Origin of the sequence: Pelotomaculum sp. PtaB.Bin117, assembly GCF_002067195.1 — a bacterium.
Classification (GTDB): Bacteria; Bacillota; Desulfotomaculia; order Desulfotomaculales; family Pelotomaculaceae; genus Pelotomaculum_D; species Pelotomaculum_D terephthalicicum.
Window position 1 is genome coordinate 24,735 of the sequence record NZ_MVQM01000161.1, and the last position, 17,564, is coordinate 42,298.

Annotated in this window: 18 protein-coding genes; all 18 read left to right on the plus strand. The window is 47.5% G+C overall.

The window, feature by feature from the left end:
* The first annotated feature begins 37 nt into the window (after positions 1-37).
* The 18 genes from murC (at position 38) to A4E54_RS12120 (ending at position 17,488) form a co-directional block, all read left to right on the plus strand.
* Positions 38-1,423, plus strand: a complete 1,386-nt coding sequence (gene murC, locus A4E54_RS12035) for a UDP-N-acetylmuramate--L-alanine ligase (protein ID WP_286726281.1) — start codon at positions 38-40, stop codon at positions 1,421-1,423.
* Positions 1,416-2,327: a UDP-N-acetylmuramate dehydrogenase gene (gene murB / locus A4E54_RS12040; protein WP_240083311.1), complete on the plus strand. Its 912-nt coding sequence runs from the start codon at positions 1,416-1,418 to the stop codon at positions 2,325-2,327. The genes murC and murB overlap by 8 nt, the downstream gene beginning before the upstream one ends.
* Positions 2,328-2,342: 15 nt before the next feature.
* On the plus strand, positions 2,343-3,602 hold the full coding sequence (murA, locus tag A4E54_RS12045) for a UDP-N-acetylglucosamine 1-carboxyvinyltransferase (RefSeq protein ID WP_240083310.1): 1,260 nt from the start codon (positions 2,343-2,345) through the stop codon (positions 3,600-3,602).
* 418 nt (positions 3,603-4,020) lie between these two features.
* Positions 4,021-4,659, plus strand: a complete 639-nt coding sequence (locus A4E54_RS12050) for a cell division protein FtsQ/DivIB (RefSeq protein ID WP_286726283.1) — start codon at positions 4,021-4,023, stop codon at positions 4,657-4,659.
* 45 nt (positions 4,660-4,704) lie between these two features.
* On the plus strand, positions 4,705-5,400 hold the full coding sequence (locus A4E54_RS12055; protein WP_286726284.1) for a DUF881 domain-containing protein: 696 nt from the start codon (positions 4,705-4,707) through the stop codon (positions 5,398-5,400).
* Between the two features lie 13 nt (positions 5,401-5,413).
* Positions 5,414-6,118 carry a DUF881 domain-containing protein gene (locus tag A4E54_RS12060; protein WP_240083307.1) on the plus strand — a complete coding sequence of 235 codons (705 nt, stop codon included), beginning with the start codon at positions 5,414-5,416 and terminating at the stop codon, positions 6,116-6,118.
* An 8-nt stretch (positions 6,119-6,126) separates the two neighbouring features.
* Positions 6,127-6,468 (plus strand): small basic family protein, encoded by a 342-nt coding sequence (locus tag A4E54_RS12065; protein WP_240083306.1) that lies wholly within the window; start codon positions 6,127-6,129, stop codon positions 6,466-6,468.
* Positions 6,469-6,559: 91 nt separating this feature from the next.
* Entirely contained in the window at positions 6,560-7,642 is a 1,083-nt protein-coding gene (locus A4E54_RS12070) for a cell division protein FtsA (protein WP_240083305.1), read from the plus strand.
* Positions 7,643-7,704: 62 nt separating this feature from the next.
* Positions 7,705-8,748 carry a cell division protein FtsZ gene (gene ftsZ, locus A4E54_RS12075; protein ID WP_240083304.1) on the plus strand — a complete coding sequence of 348 codons (1,044 nt, stop codon included), beginning with the start codon at positions 7,705-7,707 and terminating at the stop codon, positions 8,746-8,748.
* A 133-nt stretch (positions 8,749-8,881) separates the two neighbouring features.
* Positions 8,882-9,928 (plus strand): selenide, water dikinase SelD, encoded by a 1,047-nt coding sequence (selD, locus tag A4E54_RS12080; RefSeq protein WP_240083303.1) that lies wholly within the window; start codon positions 8,882-8,884, stop codon positions 9,926-9,928.
* A 163-nt stretch (positions 9,929-10,091) separates the two neighbouring features.
* Positions 10,092-11,003 carry a sigma-E processing peptidase SpoIIGA gene (locus tag A4E54_RS12085; protein WP_240083302.1) on the plus strand — a complete coding sequence of 304 codons (912 nt, stop codon included), beginning with the start codon at positions 10,092-10,094 and terminating at the stop codon, positions 11,001-11,003.
* Between the two features lie 75 nt (positions 11,004-11,078).
* Positions 11,079-11,768, plus strand: coding sequence for an RNA polymerase sporulation sigma factor SigE (gene sigE, locus A4E54_RS12090; protein ID WP_248285948.1), 690 nt, complete (start codon positions 11,079-11,081; stop codon positions 11,766-11,768).
* 122 nt (positions 11,769-11,890) lie between these two features.
* Positions 11,891-12,664, plus strand: a complete 774-nt coding sequence (sigG, locus tag A4E54_RS12095; protein ID WP_240083301.1) for an RNA polymerase sporulation sigma factor SigG — start codon at positions 11,891-11,893, stop codon at positions 12,662-12,664.
* A 143-nt stretch (positions 12,665-12,807) separates the two neighbouring features.
* Positions 12,808-13,065 carry a YlmC/YmxH family sporulation protein gene (locus tag A4E54_RS12100; RefSeq protein ID WP_240083300.1) on the plus strand — a complete coding sequence of 86 codons (258 nt, stop codon included), beginning with the start codon at positions 12,808-12,810 and terminating at the stop codon, positions 13,063-13,065.
* 253 nt (positions 13,066-13,318) lie between these two features.
* Positions 13,319-13,783 carry a transcriptional regulator NrdR gene (gene nrdR, locus A4E54_RS12105; RefSeq protein WP_240083352.1) on the plus strand — a complete coding sequence of 155 codons (465 nt, stop codon included), beginning with the start codon at positions 13,319-13,321 and terminating at the stop codon, positions 13,781-13,783.
* 20 nt (positions 13,784-13,803) lie between these two features.
* The gene (gene nrdD / locus A4E54_RS12110; RefSeq protein ID WP_240083299.1) at positions 13,804-15,816 is read left to right on the plus strand and encodes an anaerobic ribonucleoside-triphosphate reductase; all 2,013 of its coding nucleotides are present in this window, start codon (positions 13,804-13,806) and stop codon (positions 15,814-15,816) included.
* A gap of 92 nt (positions 15,817-15,908) precedes the next feature.
* Positions 15,909-16,877, plus strand: a complete 969-nt coding sequence (fliY, locus tag A4E54_RS12115) for a flagellar motor switch phosphatase FliY (protein ID WP_286726285.1) — start codon at positions 15,909-15,911, stop codon at positions 16,875-16,877.
* Positions 16,878-16,975: 98 nt separating this feature from the next.
* Positions 16,976-17,488, plus strand: a complete 513-nt coding sequence (locus A4E54_RS12120) for a 4Fe-4S single cluster domain-containing protein (RefSeq protein ID WP_240083297.1) — start codon at positions 16,976-16,978, stop codon at positions 17,486-17,488.
* The last annotated feature ends 76 nt before the right edge of the window (positions 17,489-17,564 follow it).

The following is a 17,564-nucleotide window of genomic DNA, read 5'->3' on the forward strand; positions in this document are numbered from 1 at the left end:
TGACGCTTAAATAATATTAGAAAGGTAGATGTGATTAGTGCAAAAAAAACAGCATGTTCATTTTATCGGAATCGGTGGCTCCGGTATGAACGGTATAGCCGGGATTATGTTGGGGCTAGGTTATAAGGTAACAGGTTCGGACCTGAAAACCACAGCCGTAACCGAAAGGCTGGAAGCCCTTGGGGTGACCTGTTATGCCGGGCATGCTGAGGAAAACTTGGGAGATGCTGATTTAGTTGTGGCCTCTACGGCTATTCCTGCCACAAATGTAGAATTGGTTGCGGCAAAGAACAAAGGCCTGCCGATCATTCACCGGGGCGAGATGCTGGCAATGCTGATGGATAGACAGAAGGGCATAGCTATAGCTGGGGCTCACGGAAAAACTACAACTACTTCGATGCTTTCCCTGGTATCTGAAAAGAATTATCTTGATCCCACCATAATCATCGGAGGTGAATTGACAGATATCGGGGGGAACGCCAAACTTGGCACCGGCGAATATCTAATTGCGGAAGCGGATGAAAGTGACGGCTCGTTTCTAAAATTGAATCCCTTTATCGAAATAATTACTAACATAGAAGACGATCACTTGGATTATTATAAAAACATTGAAAACATAGTGGCCGCTTTCCGGAAATTTATGGCCAAGGTACCGTACGACGGCCTGTTGATAGCCTGTCTGGACAACGCCAGAATAAGAGAGCTATTGGATGAATATGACCGCCCATACCAGACTTATGCCATTGAACGGCATGACGCGGATTATACCATGCAAAATCTCCGGCTTGATAATGATACCACGGCGGGTGACGTTTATTATCAGGGTGATTTTTTAGGCTGTCTTGAATTAACCGTGCCCGGAAGGCATAATCTTTCTAACGCCCTGGCAACGGTTGTGGCCGGCCGGTTTATTGGGCTTTCTTTCGAGGGCATCGCGGCGGCTTTAAAAAAATTTAAAGGCGCCGGGCGTAGATTTCAGTGTATGGGCGAAGTAAAAGGGATAAAAGTTGTCGATGATTACGCGCACCATCCTTCTGAGATAAAAGCTACATTGAACGCAGCGCGCCAGATGAAAAACGGTCGTGTCGTCGGGGTCTTTCAACCGCACCGTTACACGAGAACTTCACTCCTTGGCGAACGCTTCGGGACGGCGTTCAGCGATGCGGATATTATTATTATCAGCGACATATACAGTGCCGGTGAACAGCCCATAAACGGTGTAAGCGCGAAAAATATTGTCTCCGCGATTGAGAAAAATGAACATCGCGAGGTAATCTATTTGCCTACCAGACAAGAGATAGTAAATTATCTGGTTGAAACAGTGCGCCCCGGCGATTTGATCCTGACTATGGGAGCAGGTGATATTTGGAACGCAGGTGTTGAACTGGTCAACAGGTTGAAGGAGAGTCAAAAAATTGGCTGATTTAACCCTTTACCATGAACTGCTTGCGCTTTTGCCCGGCCGGGTACGGGCAGGCGAACCAATGAAAAAACATACTAGCTGGCGCATCGGCGGGCCTGCGGATGTTTTTGTGGAACCGGGAACCCGCTCGGAACTCCAGCTCGTTGTTTCTTTTGCCAAAGATAAAGGTGTTCCTTTAACAGTGATTGGGGCGGGCTCAAACCTTCTGGTTTCCGACGGCGGAATCAGGGGGGTTGTGGTTAAGATAGGAAATAGCATGGCCAGGGTGGTTACCGCCGGCAAGGAAATTACTGCGGAAGCCGGAGCTAAATTGGCGGCTGTTGCGTCGACGGCCATGGATGCCGGTCTGGGCGGATTTGAATTTTCAAACGGTATTCCCGGTACTGTCGGAGGGGCCGTGGTAATGAACGCGGGGGCTAACGGTTCTACCGTGAGTACCCTGGTTAAAAATGTGCTGGTATTAAGCTTCGAAGGGGATTTTATCAATAAGAACAAGGAAGATATGTGTTTTGGCTACCGGAACAGTATATTACATTCGGAACCGGCTATTATTGTGGAGGTTACGTTTACCTGTTATCCCCGGGATAAAGAACTTATCCGGAAAGAAATGGCGGATTACCTGACCAGGCGCAAAGCGTCACAGCCGCTTTGCTATCCTAACGCCGGGAGTGTTTTTAAAAACCCGCCGGGCGAATCTGCCGGACGTTTGATTGAAGCTGCGGGATTGAAAGGGATGCGGGTGAGGAATGCCCAGATTTCTACTCAGCATGCCAATTTTATAATTAATCTGGGTTCTGCCACAGCCAGGGATGTGCTGGCTTTAATTGAGCACACCAGGGAAGTTGTAAACAGTCGGTTTGGGGTGGATCTCCAGCCGGAAATAAAACTTACCGGTCATGATTAGGCAGAGGTGACAAGAATGGAAAAATTCATGATCTTGGGTGGGAACCGCCTGAAAGGGACTATTCGCGCCGCTGGGTCTAAGAATGCCACCTTACCGATATTGGCGGCGTGTATTCTAAACGCCGGCAAGAGCGTCATCCATGAAGTGCCCAGACTGCTTGACGTGTCGGTAATGAAAGATGTGCTGACTCATCTTGGTGCGAAAGTTTATTGCGACAGAAACACTGTTGAAGTTGACAGCTCAAATGTTCAGCCTGTTGAAATATCAGAAGACCTGATGCGCCGGATGCGTGCTTCAAACCTGGTGTTGGGCGCGCTGTTAGGCAGGTTCGGACGCGTAAAAATATCATACCCGGGGGGCTGCCAAATCGGCAGCCGGCCGATGAATCTCCACTTAAAAGGCCTCCAATTGTTAGGAGCCACGATTCAGGAAAAGTTTGGCTATATCACGGCCGAAGCTGATCGGTTGGTTGGGGCCGATATCCACCTTGACTTGCCCAGCGTGGGCGCCACAGAGAATCTAATCATGGCCGCAGTGCTGGCTGAAGGAGTAACATTCATCCGTAATGTCGCTAAAGAACCGGAATTAGTAGATCTGCAAAATTTCCTTAACAGTATTGGCGCCAGGGTTAAGGGTGCTGGGACGGATGCAATTAAGATCGAAGGTGTCCGTTTAGAAGACCTCAAACCGGCTTCTTATACTATAATTCCTGACCGTATTGAAGCGGGCACGTTTATGGTCTCTGCCGCTATGACCGGTGGTGATGTGACTATAACGAACGTTATTCCCGAACACTTGGATCCGTTATTGGCAAAACTGCGCGAGGCCGGAGTCAATATCAGCGTTGGAGATGACTGGGTCAGGGTGCTGGGAAACGGGCGTATAAAAGCGGTCGATATAAAAACGATGCCCTACCCGGGGTTCCCGACCGATATGCAGCCGCAGATGATGGCGCTCTTGAGTCTGGCGAAAGGAACCAGTGTAATCACTGAAACTATTTTTGAAAATCGTTTTAAACACGTTGGGGAACTGCGCAGGATGGGCGCTGATATTAAGGTCGAAGGGCAGACCGCGATCATTAAAGGAGTTGATAAACTGAGCGGCGCCTATATCGAAGCCAGCGACTTACGGGCGGGGGCGGCGCTGGTAATGTCCGCGCTTGCCGCTGAAGGCGGGACTGTTTTGGAAAAAGTCCAGCACATCGACCGCGGGTATGAACGGTTGGAGGTAAAGTATAACGCCCTGGGTGCGAGAATTATTAGAGTTCACAATTAATGTGGCTCTTTTTTGGATATCTTCAGGACGGGCCTTATATGCTCGGCTCTGTTCGCCAAGCTCATGTTCAATATTTTCTTCTTCCCTCACATGCCACCTTCTTTAACCACAGATGTTTTTTTACCGGTAAACTTTTTACCTAAACATAAAAAATATTCCTGCCTGAGCATTGATTAAATTGCTTAACGCCAGGACAATACTAATTAAATGCTGAAATTATTATATTAATAAACTGCATTGAACCATGGACAAGGAAAAAACAGTTGCTATAATTATATTTGGCTAGATTTTGTAAATATGCCACTGGAGTGAGGTGCTATTGAAGGACACTTTTCAGAGTGGTAAAAAGAAAAGAAAATGGAATGCTCCTGAAAGTCTTTTTTTTATATTTTTAGTTTTGATAACCGGGTATGTTTTTTTGCGATCGCCGCTGTTTGAAATACAACGGGTGGTGGTCCGGGGCAACCAGTATCTTGTTGAGGATAATGTGCGTAATGCGGCGGATATTGGCCTAGGTGTTAACATTTTTAAAATTAATTTGGCCGCTGCAGCTGATAGATTAAAAACGGTACCCATGATTAAGGAGGCGCGTGTTACTAGAGTATTGCCCTCAACTGTGTTGATTACTGTTACTGAACGTCGCCCGTTAGGGCTATTACCGGCGGGAAACGGTTTTTTCGAAGTGGATGAGGAAGGCATTTGCCTTCAGCAGACCGGGTCAGGTGTTCCCGGTGTGCCAATAATAACAGGAGTGCAGGTGGATGTCGTCAAACCTGGGGAGATAGTTGAAACGGAACTCCTGGCGGATGTCCTGATGATGATCAGCGGCTTGCCGGATGAGGTGGTTAACCAGCTCTCGGAGGTGCATATCGACCCGGATGGCCAGATTAAGGCTTATACACTGGATCGTATAAAGTGCCGTTTGGGGGAGGCTGTTGAGGTAAGGGAAAAAGGCGTGGTTTTGGCAAGGATCTTGCAAGAATTGCAAAAACAAGGCGCCAAGGTTGATTATATAGATATCTCATCCTCGGGAAAACCTGTGGTGAAATATTATTAAAATAGACAGCCTCGTTGAAAGATATCCCATTTGGGAGGAGGGTTGATGAGATTGAAAAACTATCAGTGGGTGTTTGCGCTAATGGGCCTGGTGCTTGGAATAATGCTGGCCTTTCAGTTCCGCTTTACCAGGGAAATCCAGCGTACCGAATCAGTGCAAAGAGTGCAAGAACTTTCGGCTGAGGTAAACCAAATGAGGCAAAACCACGAAGCGCTTCAAACCCAGGTTAATAATTTGCGTGCCGAATTAGATAACGCCACCCCACTGAATCCAGTCCTGCGGGATGAACTGGAGAAAGCCAAGGTGGAAGCCGGTGTTTCCGAATTAAGCGGGCCAGGCGTTGAGGTTACTTTGAGCGACAGCAATATTAATCTCCGCCCGGGCCAGAACCCCAACCTTTATGTGCTGCATGATGAAGATTTGTTAAAGGTCTTAAATGAAATCAACGCAGCCGGAGCTGAGGCGGTTTCGATTAACGGTCAAAGACTGCTGGCAACCACCGAGGTTAGGTGCACGGGTCCGACTATTGTGTTGAACAAGAGTAAGCGCCTGGCGCCGCCATTTGTGATTACAGCGATCGGCAATCCGGATACTCTGGAGAATTCTTTGAAAATGAAAGGCGGAGTGGCTGAAGCTCTCCAAGTCTGGGGAATCCAAGTCTCAGTTAAAAAAATAGCTCAAGTTACCGTGCCGGCATACAGCGGCGGGATTAAATTTGAATACGCGAAAGCAGCCGGTTAGGAGAGAGTTGGTTTTGAATAAGTCAATTTATTTTTCTATCGCTTTAGTTTCGCTCATACTGGGTTTAATTGTGGCATTTCAATTTCGGACTACCAGTAGTATCGAAAGCGGAGTGCCCTCTGGCCGTGAGCAGGAATTAACCATGGAGAAGCGTCAATTGCAGAAAGATATCACTCAACTGCGCGAAGAAGTGGACGACTTGACGGCCAAGCTTGAAGAGGCAGGTAAAGGTTCCTCGCAAGCAACGGACGCTTTTACCAGCGAGTTGCTTAAAATAAGACTCTATGCGGGACTAACAAAAGTTGAAGGTCCCGGCGTAGAGGTGACGTTAGACAATCTTGCCGAAAACGCAAGACCGGGCGGGAATCCCAATCTTTACTTTGTTAAAGACGAGGACTTGTTGAAAATAATTAATGATTTGCGCGGCGCCGGGGCGGAAGCCATCGCCGTAAACAACCAGCGGATTCTTGCCACCAGCGAGGTCCGCCTGGCAGGGAACCATATCAATGTAAATCTTACCAAACTGACTGCCCCTTATAAAGTTACTGCGATTGGTAATGCCACAACATTAAAAAGCAGCTTGGAAATCAAGGGGGGGCTTGTGGAAAACTTGAGCGAGCGCATAACGGTAAAAGTGGAGGAGAGAGATAATATAGTAATACCTGCTTTTACCGGAGAGCTGCGGTTTGATTATGCCAGATCAACGCAAAGAGGGTGAACTTAAATATGTGGTTGGGACTATGGTTGGCGGTATTTGGCCTGGGAGTGGGGATCATGGTCGGGTTGAATATTCCTTTGGTATTGCCTCAAGCCTATGCCAAATATATTTCAGTGGCGGCTCTGGCTGCGATGGACTCGGTTTTTGGAGGCATACGCGCGGCTATGGAAGACCACTTCGATAACGACATTTTTGTTACCGGTTTCTTTAGCAACGCATTGCTGGCGGCAGGCCTGGCCTTTATTGGTGAGAGGTTGGGGATTGACCTTTACCTTGCCGCGGTAGTTGCTTTTGGTGTCAGGCTCTTCCAAAACCTTGCAATTATGCGTAGACATTTGTTAAAAAAGTAAGTTTATTAAAGAGGGAAATTGTATTCCATGTGGAATTCCTATAAGATGGAATATTAGCAAAACAAGTAAAGCTGGTCGGGAGGTTCCTTTCTTGGCCAAAAGACATCCTGCTACGCTGGTTGGTCTTGACCTAGGCAGTATGAATACGGCGGTGGTGATTGCTCAGGCTGTTAACGATTTTCAGCCGCGGATAGTCGGGGTGGGCGAAAGTTATACCTTAGGTGTACGGAGAGGTTCAGTTGTTGATAGCGAGGCGGCGTCAGGATCAATCAGACAAGCGTTGGAGAAAGCAGGGAAAATAGCGGGAGGGAGAGCGCTCCCGGCCTATATTGGTTACAGCGGCTTATCAATAACAACAAGAAACTGCAGAGTTGCTCTAAAAGCAGGAAAACATGCCGGTGGCAGGGTTCATTTACAGGATATAGCAGCAGATGGAATTCCGGCTGGAGAAAAACTGCTGGCGGTTCTCTCCACTCCTGGCCTGCTTAGTATTTTAGAATCAGGGCTTATTTCCGAGGTGCGCACAATAACTGCCTGCGGCCGCGATTTTGATAGTGTTATTGAGAGTGCCCGCTTGGCCGGCCTGGCAGTACGTGATATTATATACAGCCCGCTGGCAGCGGCTGAAGCGCTCTTGAGTCCGGCCGAGAAAGAGCTGGGAACATTGCTTGTTGATTTTGGCGCGGCCGCTACGACGGTGAGTGTTATCGACCGGGGGCTAATCCGGGAAAATGCTGTTCTGGCGGTTGGCGGCGAGCACATAATTGCTGATTTAGCCATAGGGTTGCATATTTCCTTGACACAGGCCAGGGAAATCTTAAAACAATACCAGGTTAACAGGGAAGCCGGGCAAGGGTGTATAGATATTATCAGGGTGGATGGGGAAAAAGCTGTAAACGTGCCTGCCGACTTGGTGCACTCAATAATCACGGCCCGGGTTAAAGAGGTTTTAGAAATGATTGCCGGGGCGGTAGTAAAATTTAATTACGCAGGCCAATTGCCCGGCGGTGTTGTCCTTTACGGTGGAGTGGCGGAAATGGGCGGTCTTACCTCGTTAGTTGAAAACAGCCTGCGGTTTCCGGTGAGGATTGGTGTGCCTAAAGATACCGGAATGGATTTGGGTCCACGTTATGCGAACGCCTTTGGCCTTGTCAAATGTGGTTTCGCATCATAATAGTAGCATCATGGTAAATTGCATATTGTTTTTATACACTGATTCTAAGAGGAGGCTAAGGCATGCTTGATTTTGAACTTGACCTTGACCAGTTTGCAAATATAAAAGTTATCGGGGTCGGGGGTGGTGGAAATAACGCAGTGAACCGGATGATTAGCGCAGGATTAAAAGGGGTAGAGTTTATTGCCGTTAATACTGACGCTCAAGCCCTTCACCTGGCGCAAGCAAACCAAAAAATCCAGATAGGCGTTAAACTGACCAAAGGACTTGGTTCGGGCGGCAACCCCGAAATAGGGCAAAAAGCGGCTGAAGAAAGCCGCGATGAAATAATGCAGGCTTTAAAGGGATCGGACATGGTTTTTGTCACCTGCGGTATGGGAGGCGGCACCGGTACCGGAGCGGCGCCTATTGTCGCTGAAGTGGCTAAAGAATTGGGAGCCCTAACTGTCGGGGTGGTAACCAAGCCTTTTAATTTCGAGGGGCGCAAGCGTTCCAATCAGGCTGAGGGCGGCATTGAAACATTGAAAGCCAAAGTTGATACTTTGATCACCATTCCTAATGACAGACTATTGCAGGTAATAGAAAAGAATACTTCCATAGTCGAAGCTTTCCGTATTGCAGATGACGTACTGCGCCAGGGGGTCCAGGGTATATCGGATTTGATTGCTGTTCCTGGACTGATTAATTTAGATTTCGCAGATGTAAAAACTATCATGAGGGAAACCGGCTCAGCGTTAATGGGCATTGGTGTCGCCAACGGCGACAACCGGGCCACCGAGGCCGCCCGCACTGCTATTTCCAGTCCTCTGCTGGAAACCTCCATTGAAGGCGCCAGGGGTGTTCTATTAAATATTACGGGCGGTACTTCCCTGGGCTTGTTTGAAGTAAACGAGGCGGCGGAAATTATCGCACAAGCCGCAGATCCGGAAGCGAACATTATTTTTGGCGCCGTCATTGACGAAAATATGGAAGCGGAAGTCAGAGTAACGGTTATTGCGACTGGTTTTGAGCAGAAAAGCTTTAGAAAAGAACGGATGGAGATGGAAATAAAACCATTCTCCACCCACGACGATTTGGATATCCCCGCTTTTCTCCGGCGGCGGTAAAGCTACAAGGAATGTTTAACGCCCCTACCAAGGTAGGGGTTTTTATATAAATTCCTCGTTCAAAATGTGCTCGTTGCAGGTTTATAATCTTAAAATGGTGTAAAATAATAGTCAGGAGAGAGGGGGGAACGGAATGCAGGAAGAAAAGTATCGCCTGACTCAGATGGCCAGTTGCGCCGGGTGAGCGGCTAAAATCGGTCCCAAGGACCTGGCGCAGGTGCTGCGCCAGTTAGAACAAGTTGAAGATCCGAATCTGTTGGTCGGTTCCTCCACCTCTGACGACGCGGCCGTATACCGGCTGAATAATGATATGGCCATTGTACAAACAGTGGATTATTTCACGCCGGTTGTCGACGATCCTTATACGTTCGGGTTGATTACAGCCGCGAATGCTTTGAGCGATATCTATGCCATGGGAGCTAAACCGCTACTGGCCTTAAATATTATCGGCTTTCCAACTAAAACCTTACCATTGGAAGTTATGGTGCAGATCCTCAAAGGTGGGGCCGAAAAAGTAAAAGAAGCGGGCGCGATTCCAGCCGGCGGACACACCATAGAAGATGAGGAACTCAAATATGGGCTGTCCGTAACTGGTGTGGTCCACCCGGAACGCATAGTAACCAATGCCGGGGCGCGCCCGGGAGACACCCTAATCCTGACCAAACCGTTGGGCATAGGCATTGTGACAACGGCTTTAAGAGGTGATTTGGTCGACAAGGCAACTTATCAGGGCGCTGTTGAATTAATGGTGACTTTAAATAACCGTGCCGCCCGGGTTATGATTGAGACCGGGATAAACGCATGCACAGATGTAACCGGTTTCGGACTGTTAGGCCATCTTTATGAGATGCTGGCGGCCAGCGGTGTGGGAGCAAGGCTGCGATTACCGGCCATACCAGTTCTGAGACAGGCGCGGTCCCTTGCCGGTATGGGTATTATCCCGGCAGGCGCTTATCGTAATCTAAATTATCTTGACGATTTTCTCACATGGGAAGGCGGCATTGAAGATGTTGACAGACTTGTCCTAGCCGACCCGCAGACTTCAGGCGGCCTTTTGATGGCTGTTCCCGGGGACAAAACAGAGATTGTCATGGATGGTTTATTGGCGGAGGGAGTGGCGGCAGCTGAAATTGGGGAGGTTATTGACGCAAAGCCGCGAATATTGGTAATTAATTCTTAAGAAAAAAATCGCATCACTTCAAGACTCGACAAATTCCTGAGCCCTGACCGTGTATAATTAGGTCAGGGCTGTTATCATTTTACTTGCCTGTCATAAACGGTTAATTGAAGTAATATACTGGTAACGGAATACTAATTTTTTTGCCGGTGTTAGGGGTCGGGCGATGTTGTTTTATACTGTGTATCTCGACCAAGTTTTTTTAGGCAACATGGTAATGAACTATGCAATTCTATGGGCTACCGCCAAACTCAGCCGGACAAAGGCCGTTAAAGGCCGCCTGGCCGCCGGTGCGGCGTTGGGAGCGGCTTATACACTGACTTTATTTATTCCTGGAAACAATGTACTATTGACCGCTTGGTTCAAGTTAATAGCATCAGTATTAATCATCGCGTTAACCTTTGCGCCGCTCCAGCCCAAAAAGTTTTTTGTGTGTTTAGGTGTTTTTTATTTAACTTCTTTTGTTCTTGGCGGGCTGATTTTGGGAATAATCTTTTATATTCAGCCATTCCGGATTTCCAGTATAAATGGTACCGGTCTGATCGTATCAAAAAATTTTTGGCCCGGCTTATTACTGGGCATAATTGCCTTTGGGGTCATGGTCAAGGTGATTAGTTCCTTACTTAAGAAGCGTATTATGGAAAAAGTATTCAAGCTTGGTTTATTTATTAAATCACAGGGAATACAGGTTCAGGTCAGCGCTTTTCTTGACACCGGCAATCAGCTTATCGATCCGATGACAAAACGGGCGGTAATCGTGGTGGAATATGGTGTTCTAAAGCCGCTCTTGCCTGCTGAAGTGCAAGTTTTGTTTGAGCAAGCCGGTGAGCCAGACGTGTGGCATATACTTAGCGCGCTGAGTGAAAACCCCCGGAGGTCGTTATTTAGCGTTATTCCTTTTAACTCGCTGGGTAATTCCGGTGGATTAATGGTGGGCTTCCGGCCGGATGAAGTGTTTTTTGAGCAACGGGGACACCTGGTGCAGATAAAAAAAGCCGTTATCGCAGTATATCATAAAAAAATAGACCCCGGTAACTCATACAACGCTTTATTGCATCCGCGCCTTCTGGAAATGTAATGAAGGATTAAAAAAAATTAATTCAAGGATGATTTATCTGTGAGGAAAATTTGGTGTACAATATGGTGCGTTCGCTTGGCGCTTTTGCGCTTTCTGATCCGGGTCGGCTATCGGCCCCGCATTCACTATGTCGGCAGCAGTGAGGCTTTGCCGCCGCCTTTAACCATGGATGAAGAGTCCTTTTTAATCAACCGTTTAGAGTCCGGGGATGCCGCGGTAAGGAGCGTCTTGATTGAAAGGAACCTGCGGTTGGTTGTTTACATCGCGCGAAAATTTGAAAACACGGGAATTGGTATTGAAGACCTGGTTTCTATCGGAACCATTGGCTTGATCAAAGCCGTTAACACCTTTGACCCGGCGAAGAAAATCAAACTTGCCACTTATGCGTCGCGTTGCATTGAGAATGAGATTTTGATGTACTTGAGGAGGAACAGCAAGACCCGCACAGAGGTTTCCTTCGACGAGCCGCTGAATATTGATTGGGATGGCAATGAGCTGTTGCTGTCGGATGTCCTGGGCACGGAAAACGATATCATCTATAAATATATTGAGGATGAAGTGGATAAGAAACTCCTCTACCTGGCGCTTCAGAGGCTTTCGGGGCGTGAACGCAAAATTATGGAACTGCGTTTCGGTTTAAATAACGGAATGGAAAAAACTCAAAAGGAGGTAGCTGATCTTTTAGGCATATCTCAATCTTATATTTCCAGGCTGGAGAAAAGGATTATCAAAAGGCTGAAAAAAGAAATTCACCGCATGGAGTAAACCTTCTTAGAGTGAGAACCGGCGCTGCGCCAATGTATATTTCGGTAATTCCGTGGCAATAATGTACTGGGACAGGACTTTGTTGTTTATTTCCCGACAATACCTGGAATGGGAGGATGTCCATGCTGGTCAATAAGGTTGAGATCTGCGGGGTTAATACATCAAAGCTCCCGGTACTTACAGGAAGTCAGATGCGAACGTTGTTTGAGGCCATGCATAATGGTGATATTGCAGCCCGCACCCAGTTGATCAGCGGGAACCTCCGGCTGGTGCTGAGTGTGATTCAGCGCTTCAACAACAGGGGAGAATATGTTGATGATTTGTTTCAGGTAGGTTGTATCGGCCTAATGAAGGCTATTGACAATTTTGACCTTTCCCAGAACGTGAAATTTTCCACCTATGCAGTACCCATGATTATCGGGGAAATCCGCCGCTACCTGCGCGACAACAATCCGATCCGGGTCAGTCGTTCCTTGCGGGACGTGGCCTACAAGGCGCTTCAGGTGCGTGACGCGCTGGTAAACAAATATTCCAGGGAGCCTTCCATCAATGAAATTGCCGGTGAGTTAAAGATGCCGCGGGAGGAGATCGTTTTTGCGCTTGATGCTATCCAGGAGCCTGTATCTCTTTTTGAACCGGTTTATCACGACGGCGGCGACACAATTTTTGTGATGGATCAGATTCATGATGAAAAAAATATGGATCAGAGTTGGCTTGAAGACATAACTATCAAGGATGCTCTCAGAAAACTAAGCAACCGTGAAAAATTAATTCTAACTTTAAGGTTTTACGAAGGGAAGACTCAAATGGAGGTGGCCGAAGAAATCGGCATATCACAGGCTCAGGTGTCGCGGCTGGAAAAGGCGGCGCTGAACCACATGCGTAAATTCATGTAATATGCATGTTTTGAGGGGGTCAGGCTTTACTTTGTGAGTTTCTATAAAATAGAAACTCACAAAGTAAAGCCTGACCCCCATTTTTAAATTTATGGTCAGTGCCGCAATATTCGATCATATAAATATAGAGGGAGGTGTCCGGTATGGTGAAAATTTCTGATTTGCGGATGCGGGAGGTTATCAATATAGTAGACGGGCGACGGCTTGGCATGATTAAAGATATTGATATTGATCTGGAGGAAGGCAGGATCGATGCGATTATCCTGCCCGGGTTAAATGGGGGGAAGTTTTTAGGTTTCCTCGGGAAAGAAGAGGAGATTATCGTTCCGTGGGATAAGATAAAAAAAATTGGAATGGATGTTATCCTGGTGGAGGCCAACAGTTTTAGAGATATAACTTGAACTGTCCTTAAACATGTTTTTTGATAAACCGGATGCCTGGCAGCAATATTTTAAATATTTATTATTGTATTTATTATGTTTATGTGAAAAATTTACCTTTAAAGCGATAGAGAGACTTAAATGTCTCTTTCTTTGTTTTTTACCGGATCCGGTGCTTTTGTTTTTTATCAAGATATTGTATAATGTTAGCATTGTATATACAATATCCTGTGGGTTATAATCATCCGCAGGCAAGGATAGTCAGGTGAAAAAGATGAGGTGTCCGTATTGTGGTTTCAGTGACAGCAGGGTGCTCGATTCCCGGCCTACCGTGGAGGGGCATTCAATTCGTCGGCGCAGGGAGTGCGGCAGCTGCGGAAAGCGTTTTACAACTTATGAAAGAGTGGACGAACTGCCTCTGCAAGTAGTGAAAAAGGACGGCCGCCGGGAGGCTTTTAACCGGCGGAAGCTGCTGCAGGGTTTGCTCAAAGCCTGCCAGAAGAGGCCGGTTTCCACTGAAAAGCTTGAAACAATAGTCGAAGGCATTGAAAGGGAACTGCGCAACACCATGGAGACGGAAGCCAAAAGCACTTATATAGGTGAATTGGTAATGGACAGCTTGCGCGGCCTCGATGAGGTGGCGTATGTCCGCTTTGCCTCGGTCTACCGTGAGTTCAAGGATGCCGAAAGCTTTATGAAAGAATTAAAAGATCTTCTCAATAATAAAGGTAACAGTTAAAAAGGAGGACTAAGCAGACTATGTTTAAGACTGTCCAGAAGCGTGACGGCCGGGAGGTTCCGTTTGACGAAACAAAGATAACGGACGCCATCTTTAAAGCCGCGCGGGCAGTTGGCGGTGAAGACCGTCAGACCGCCATGGAACTAACTATCGAGGTAATAAAACTGTTAAAGAAACAATATAACGGCAAAACTTTCGGAGTGGAAGACGTACAGGATATTGTGGAAAAAGTATTAATCGAAGCGGGCCACGCGCGCACCGCGAAAGCTTACATACTTTACCGGGACAGGCGTACGCGCATCCGTGAGGCAAAGGGCGATTTGATGGACGCGGTGGAGGAAATTCTGGAGGAGACCAACCGGGAAAACGCCAACATCAGTAACTCTCCTTCCGCTAAGATGCTCCAAATTGCCAGTGCGGCCAGCAGAAAGTATTATTTAACCAGGCTAATCCCCGAGGAGATGTCGCAAGCCCACTTGCGCGGGGATATTCATATACATGATCTTGATTTTTACGGAAAGACATTAACTTGCCTGCAAATACCTTTAAATAAATTATTATCGGAAGGATTCAACACCGGGCACGGGTATATCCGGCCTCCTAAACGGCTTGGGACGGCAACGGCCCTGGCTACGATAATCCTGCAGAGTTCTCAGAACGACATGCACGGCGGACAGTCGTTTGCCTTCTTCGACCGGGATATCGCACCCTTCGTGTCGGACGCTTCCGATTTTGAAACATACCAGGCCATGGAGGCTTTGATATACAACCTAAACAGCATGCATAGCAGGGCGGGAGCCCAGGTACCGTTTTCTTCAATAAACATCGGTACGGAAACATCTGAGCCAGCCCGGCGCGTGGTAAAAAACCTTCTTTTGGCCTACGAGGCGGGCCTGGGCAAAGGTGAAAACCCAATATTTCCGAATATCATTTTCCGGGTCAAAGAAGGAATTAATCTGGACCAGGGAGATCCTAATTACGATCTGTTCCAGTTGGCGATCAGAGTTGCCAGCAAACGGCTGAACCCCACTTTTAGTTTCATGGATTCTTCTTTTAACAGCCAATACGGTTGCGATGTCAGCTACATGGGCTGCCGCACCAGAGTCATGGCCAACAGGCGGGGACCGGAGGTTACCGACTGCAGGGGTAATTTATCATTTACCACCATAAACCTGCCCCGCGTGGCGATCAAGGCGGAGCGGAACCTGGACGATTTTTACCGCGGGCTTTCCGGAGTGATGGATTTAGCCGTCCGGCAGCTATACCACCGCTACACGGTGCAGGCGAAATTGAAAGTTAAAGATATGCCATTCATCATGGGGCAAAAGCTTTACCTTGATTCTAACGGACTAAAGCCGGACGACCCGATTGAAGAGGCCATTAAACACGGTACTCTTTCCGTGGGCTTCATTGGTCTGGCCGAAACGCTAACGGCGCTAACCGGCCGGAACCATGGCGAGGACGAGGAGTCGCAGGCTCTTGGCCAGGAGATAGTGGCCTTTATGCGTTCAGCCATTGACGGGGCTTGCGAGCGTTATAATTTGAATTACACTTTGCTGGCCACGCCGGCCGAAGGACTTTCCGGGCGCTTTGTGGGGTTGGATTGTAAAGAGTTCGGGCTTATCCCGGGGGTAACTACAAAAGAATACTATACAAATTCGTTTCATATTCCCGTTGACCAGCCAATCAGCGCCTATGACAAAATTAAGCTGGAGGGGCCTTATCATAAGTATTGCAACGCCGGTCACATCAGTTATGTAGAAATGGCTTCGCCTCCGCTGCACAACCCGGAAGCAGTGGAGGCGATCATCAGACACATGCGTGAATGCGATATGGGTTACGGCGGTATAAATTTTCCGGTAGATTTTTGCACCAACTGCAATTTATTGAGTGTTATCAATGAAGATACCTGCCCGCGCTGCGGTTCGGCCGACATCAGCCGGGTACGGCGGATTACCGGCTATTTAAGTACCACCGACCGGTTCAATGACAGCAAACTTTACGAATTGAGGGACAGGGTAACACATATGTAGAATATAATATACTTGTCGTGCTGGTGACACGCGTGCTATTTATTGCTTGGTGGGATATTTAGAATAATTGCATATAAGGATAGGTGAGACGCATGAGTGAAGAGCTATTAACCCAAAAAGAAATTGATGAATTGTTTAACAGATATAGTGAGAAACCTATCCAGGAAGAAGCTGAGGAGCTTTTAACCATGCAGGAGTTGGATACCATTGGTGAAATCGGAAACATTTGCATGGGCACGTCGGCTACCACTTTGTCCGAGTTGTTGAACAAGGAAGTAACCATAGGTTATCCGCAGACGATTGTTTGCCGCCAGGAAGAAGTCTTCAAGGCTTTTTCGACACCTTATTTAATTATTGAGGTTTGTTTCAAATCAGGGTTGAGGGGTTTTAATGTACTTGTAATCACTGAGGAAGATATAGCATTGATATCCGACATTATGATGGGCGGCGTTGGGGAAATACAACACCCAATTAAATTAACCGAGATTGAAATAAGCGCCGCGACTGAGGTCATGAATCAGATGATTGGCGCGGCGGCCACGGCTATGTCCAATATTTTTGGGGTGGCAGTCGATATTGAGCCGCCCCGGACAATCATGGTGTCGGACTTGTCGAACGCCGACCACTCCCCGCTGATGACCGACAAGCCGGTAGTTGTCGCCCGTTTCGAAGTGAAGATTGGAAACCTGTTTAAAACTACTTTTATGCAGATAACCGACGTTGACACGGCACGTGATGAAGCCTATTTCCTCTTGATGAAAGCGGGTCTGTTTGACGTGCCGGATGAACAGGCAGGTTCATCGGTATCTGCGGAGCCGCTTGCCTTCCAGGAACTGCCCAACCTGGCCGGTGTTCTGGCCGTGCCGTCAGAGGTTTCGTTTACCTTAGGCAGGCTTCGATGGACGATGGAGGATGTAGCCAGGTTGTATATTGGCGGTGAAATCAATATACCGTTTCCGGCCGGGCAAGTAGAACTTGAAATAAACGGTTTAACAGTGGCAAAAGGTAAGATGCTGCAGAATGGGAAGGTACAGATTACTCAGATTTGCAAACCGGTATAATTAGTTTAATAGTAATCAGGAGTCAGCAGTCAGGAGTCAGAATGAGAGGATAGTTTGTCTTCTCAATATATTCTGAATACTTGAAGGAGGTGACGAGCATGGAACTGCGGGTTTCCGGGACTGTCAAAGAGAGTGTGGTTGACGGGCCGGGGCTGAGGTTTGTTATTTTTACCCAGGGCTGTGAGAAAGGCTGTCCGGGCTGCCACAATCCGGACACATGGGACCTGACCGGCGGCACTCTGGTCGAGACAAAGGATTTACTGGAACAGATTAAATCTGCGAAGCTGATTAAAGGGGTTACCTTTTCCGGGGGCGAGCCTTTTCTTCAAGCGTTGCCTTTGGCATGGATAGGCCGTGAAGTCAAAATGTTGGGTCTGGATGTGATTACCTATACAGGTTATGTCTGGGAAGAGCTCTTGGCGCTTGCTGATTTAAATCAGCCTGTCAGGGAACTGCTTCTACTGTCCGATTATATCGTAGATGGCCCGTTTATTATAGCGGAGAGGGATCTGGAGTTGCCTTTCCGGGGCTCTCGCAACCAGCGGGTGATTGATGTGGTGAATTCATTAAAAGAAAGAAAAATAATTGAATGGAATGCTTCATTCAATTAGCATTTGTTTCTAAATATAAAATAGCAGAGTTTGGACAAGGAGCGGCAACTTTAGAACGTTCCTTGTTTTTATTTGT

Excerpts from the sequence above, each read along its gene's own strand:
- murA (WP_240083310.1), top strand. The coding sequence starts at position 2,343 with ATGGAAAAATTCATGATCTTGGGTGGGAACCGCCTGAAAGGGACTATT.
- A4E54_RS12055 (WP_286726284.1), top strand. The coding sequence starts at position 4,705 with ATGAGATTGAAAAACTATCAGTGGGTGTTTGCGCTAATGGGCCTGGTG.
- A4E54_RS12065 (WP_240083306.1), top strand. The coding sequence starts at position 6,127 with ATGTGGTTGGGACTATGGTTGGCGGTATTTGGCCTGGGAGTGGGGATC.
- ftsZ (WP_240083304.1), top strand. The coding sequence starts at position 7,705 with ATGCTTGATTTTGAACTTGACCTTGACCAGTTTGCAAATATAAAAGTT.
- A4E54_RS12085 (WP_240083302.1), top strand. The coding sequence starts at position 10,092 with ATGTTGTTTTATACTGTGTATCTCGACCAAGTTTTTTTAGGCAACATG.
- sigG (WP_240083301.1), top strand. The coding sequence starts at position 11,891 with ATGCTGGTCAATAAGGTTGAGATCTGCGGGGTTAATACATCAAAGCTC.
- A4E54_RS12100 (WP_240083300.1), top strand. The coding sequence starts at position 12,808 with ATGGTGAAAATTTCTGATTTGCGGATGCGGGAGGTTATCAATATAGTA.
- nrdR (WP_240083352.1), top strand. The coding sequence starts at position 13,319 with ATGAGGTGTCCGTATTGTGGTTTCAGTGACAGCAGGGTGCTCGATTCC.
- nrdD (WP_240083299.1), top strand. The coding sequence starts at position 13,804 with ATGTTTAAGACTGTCCAGAAGCGTGACGGCCGGGAGGTTCCGTTTGAC.
- fliY (WP_286726285.1), top strand. The coding sequence starts at position 15,909 with ATGAGTGAAGAGCTATTAACCCAAAAAGAAATTGATGAATTGTTTAAC.
- A4E54_RS12120 (WP_240083297.1), top strand. The coding sequence starts at position 16,976 with ATGGAACTGCGGGTTTCCGGGACTGTCAAAGAGAGTGTGGTTGACGGG.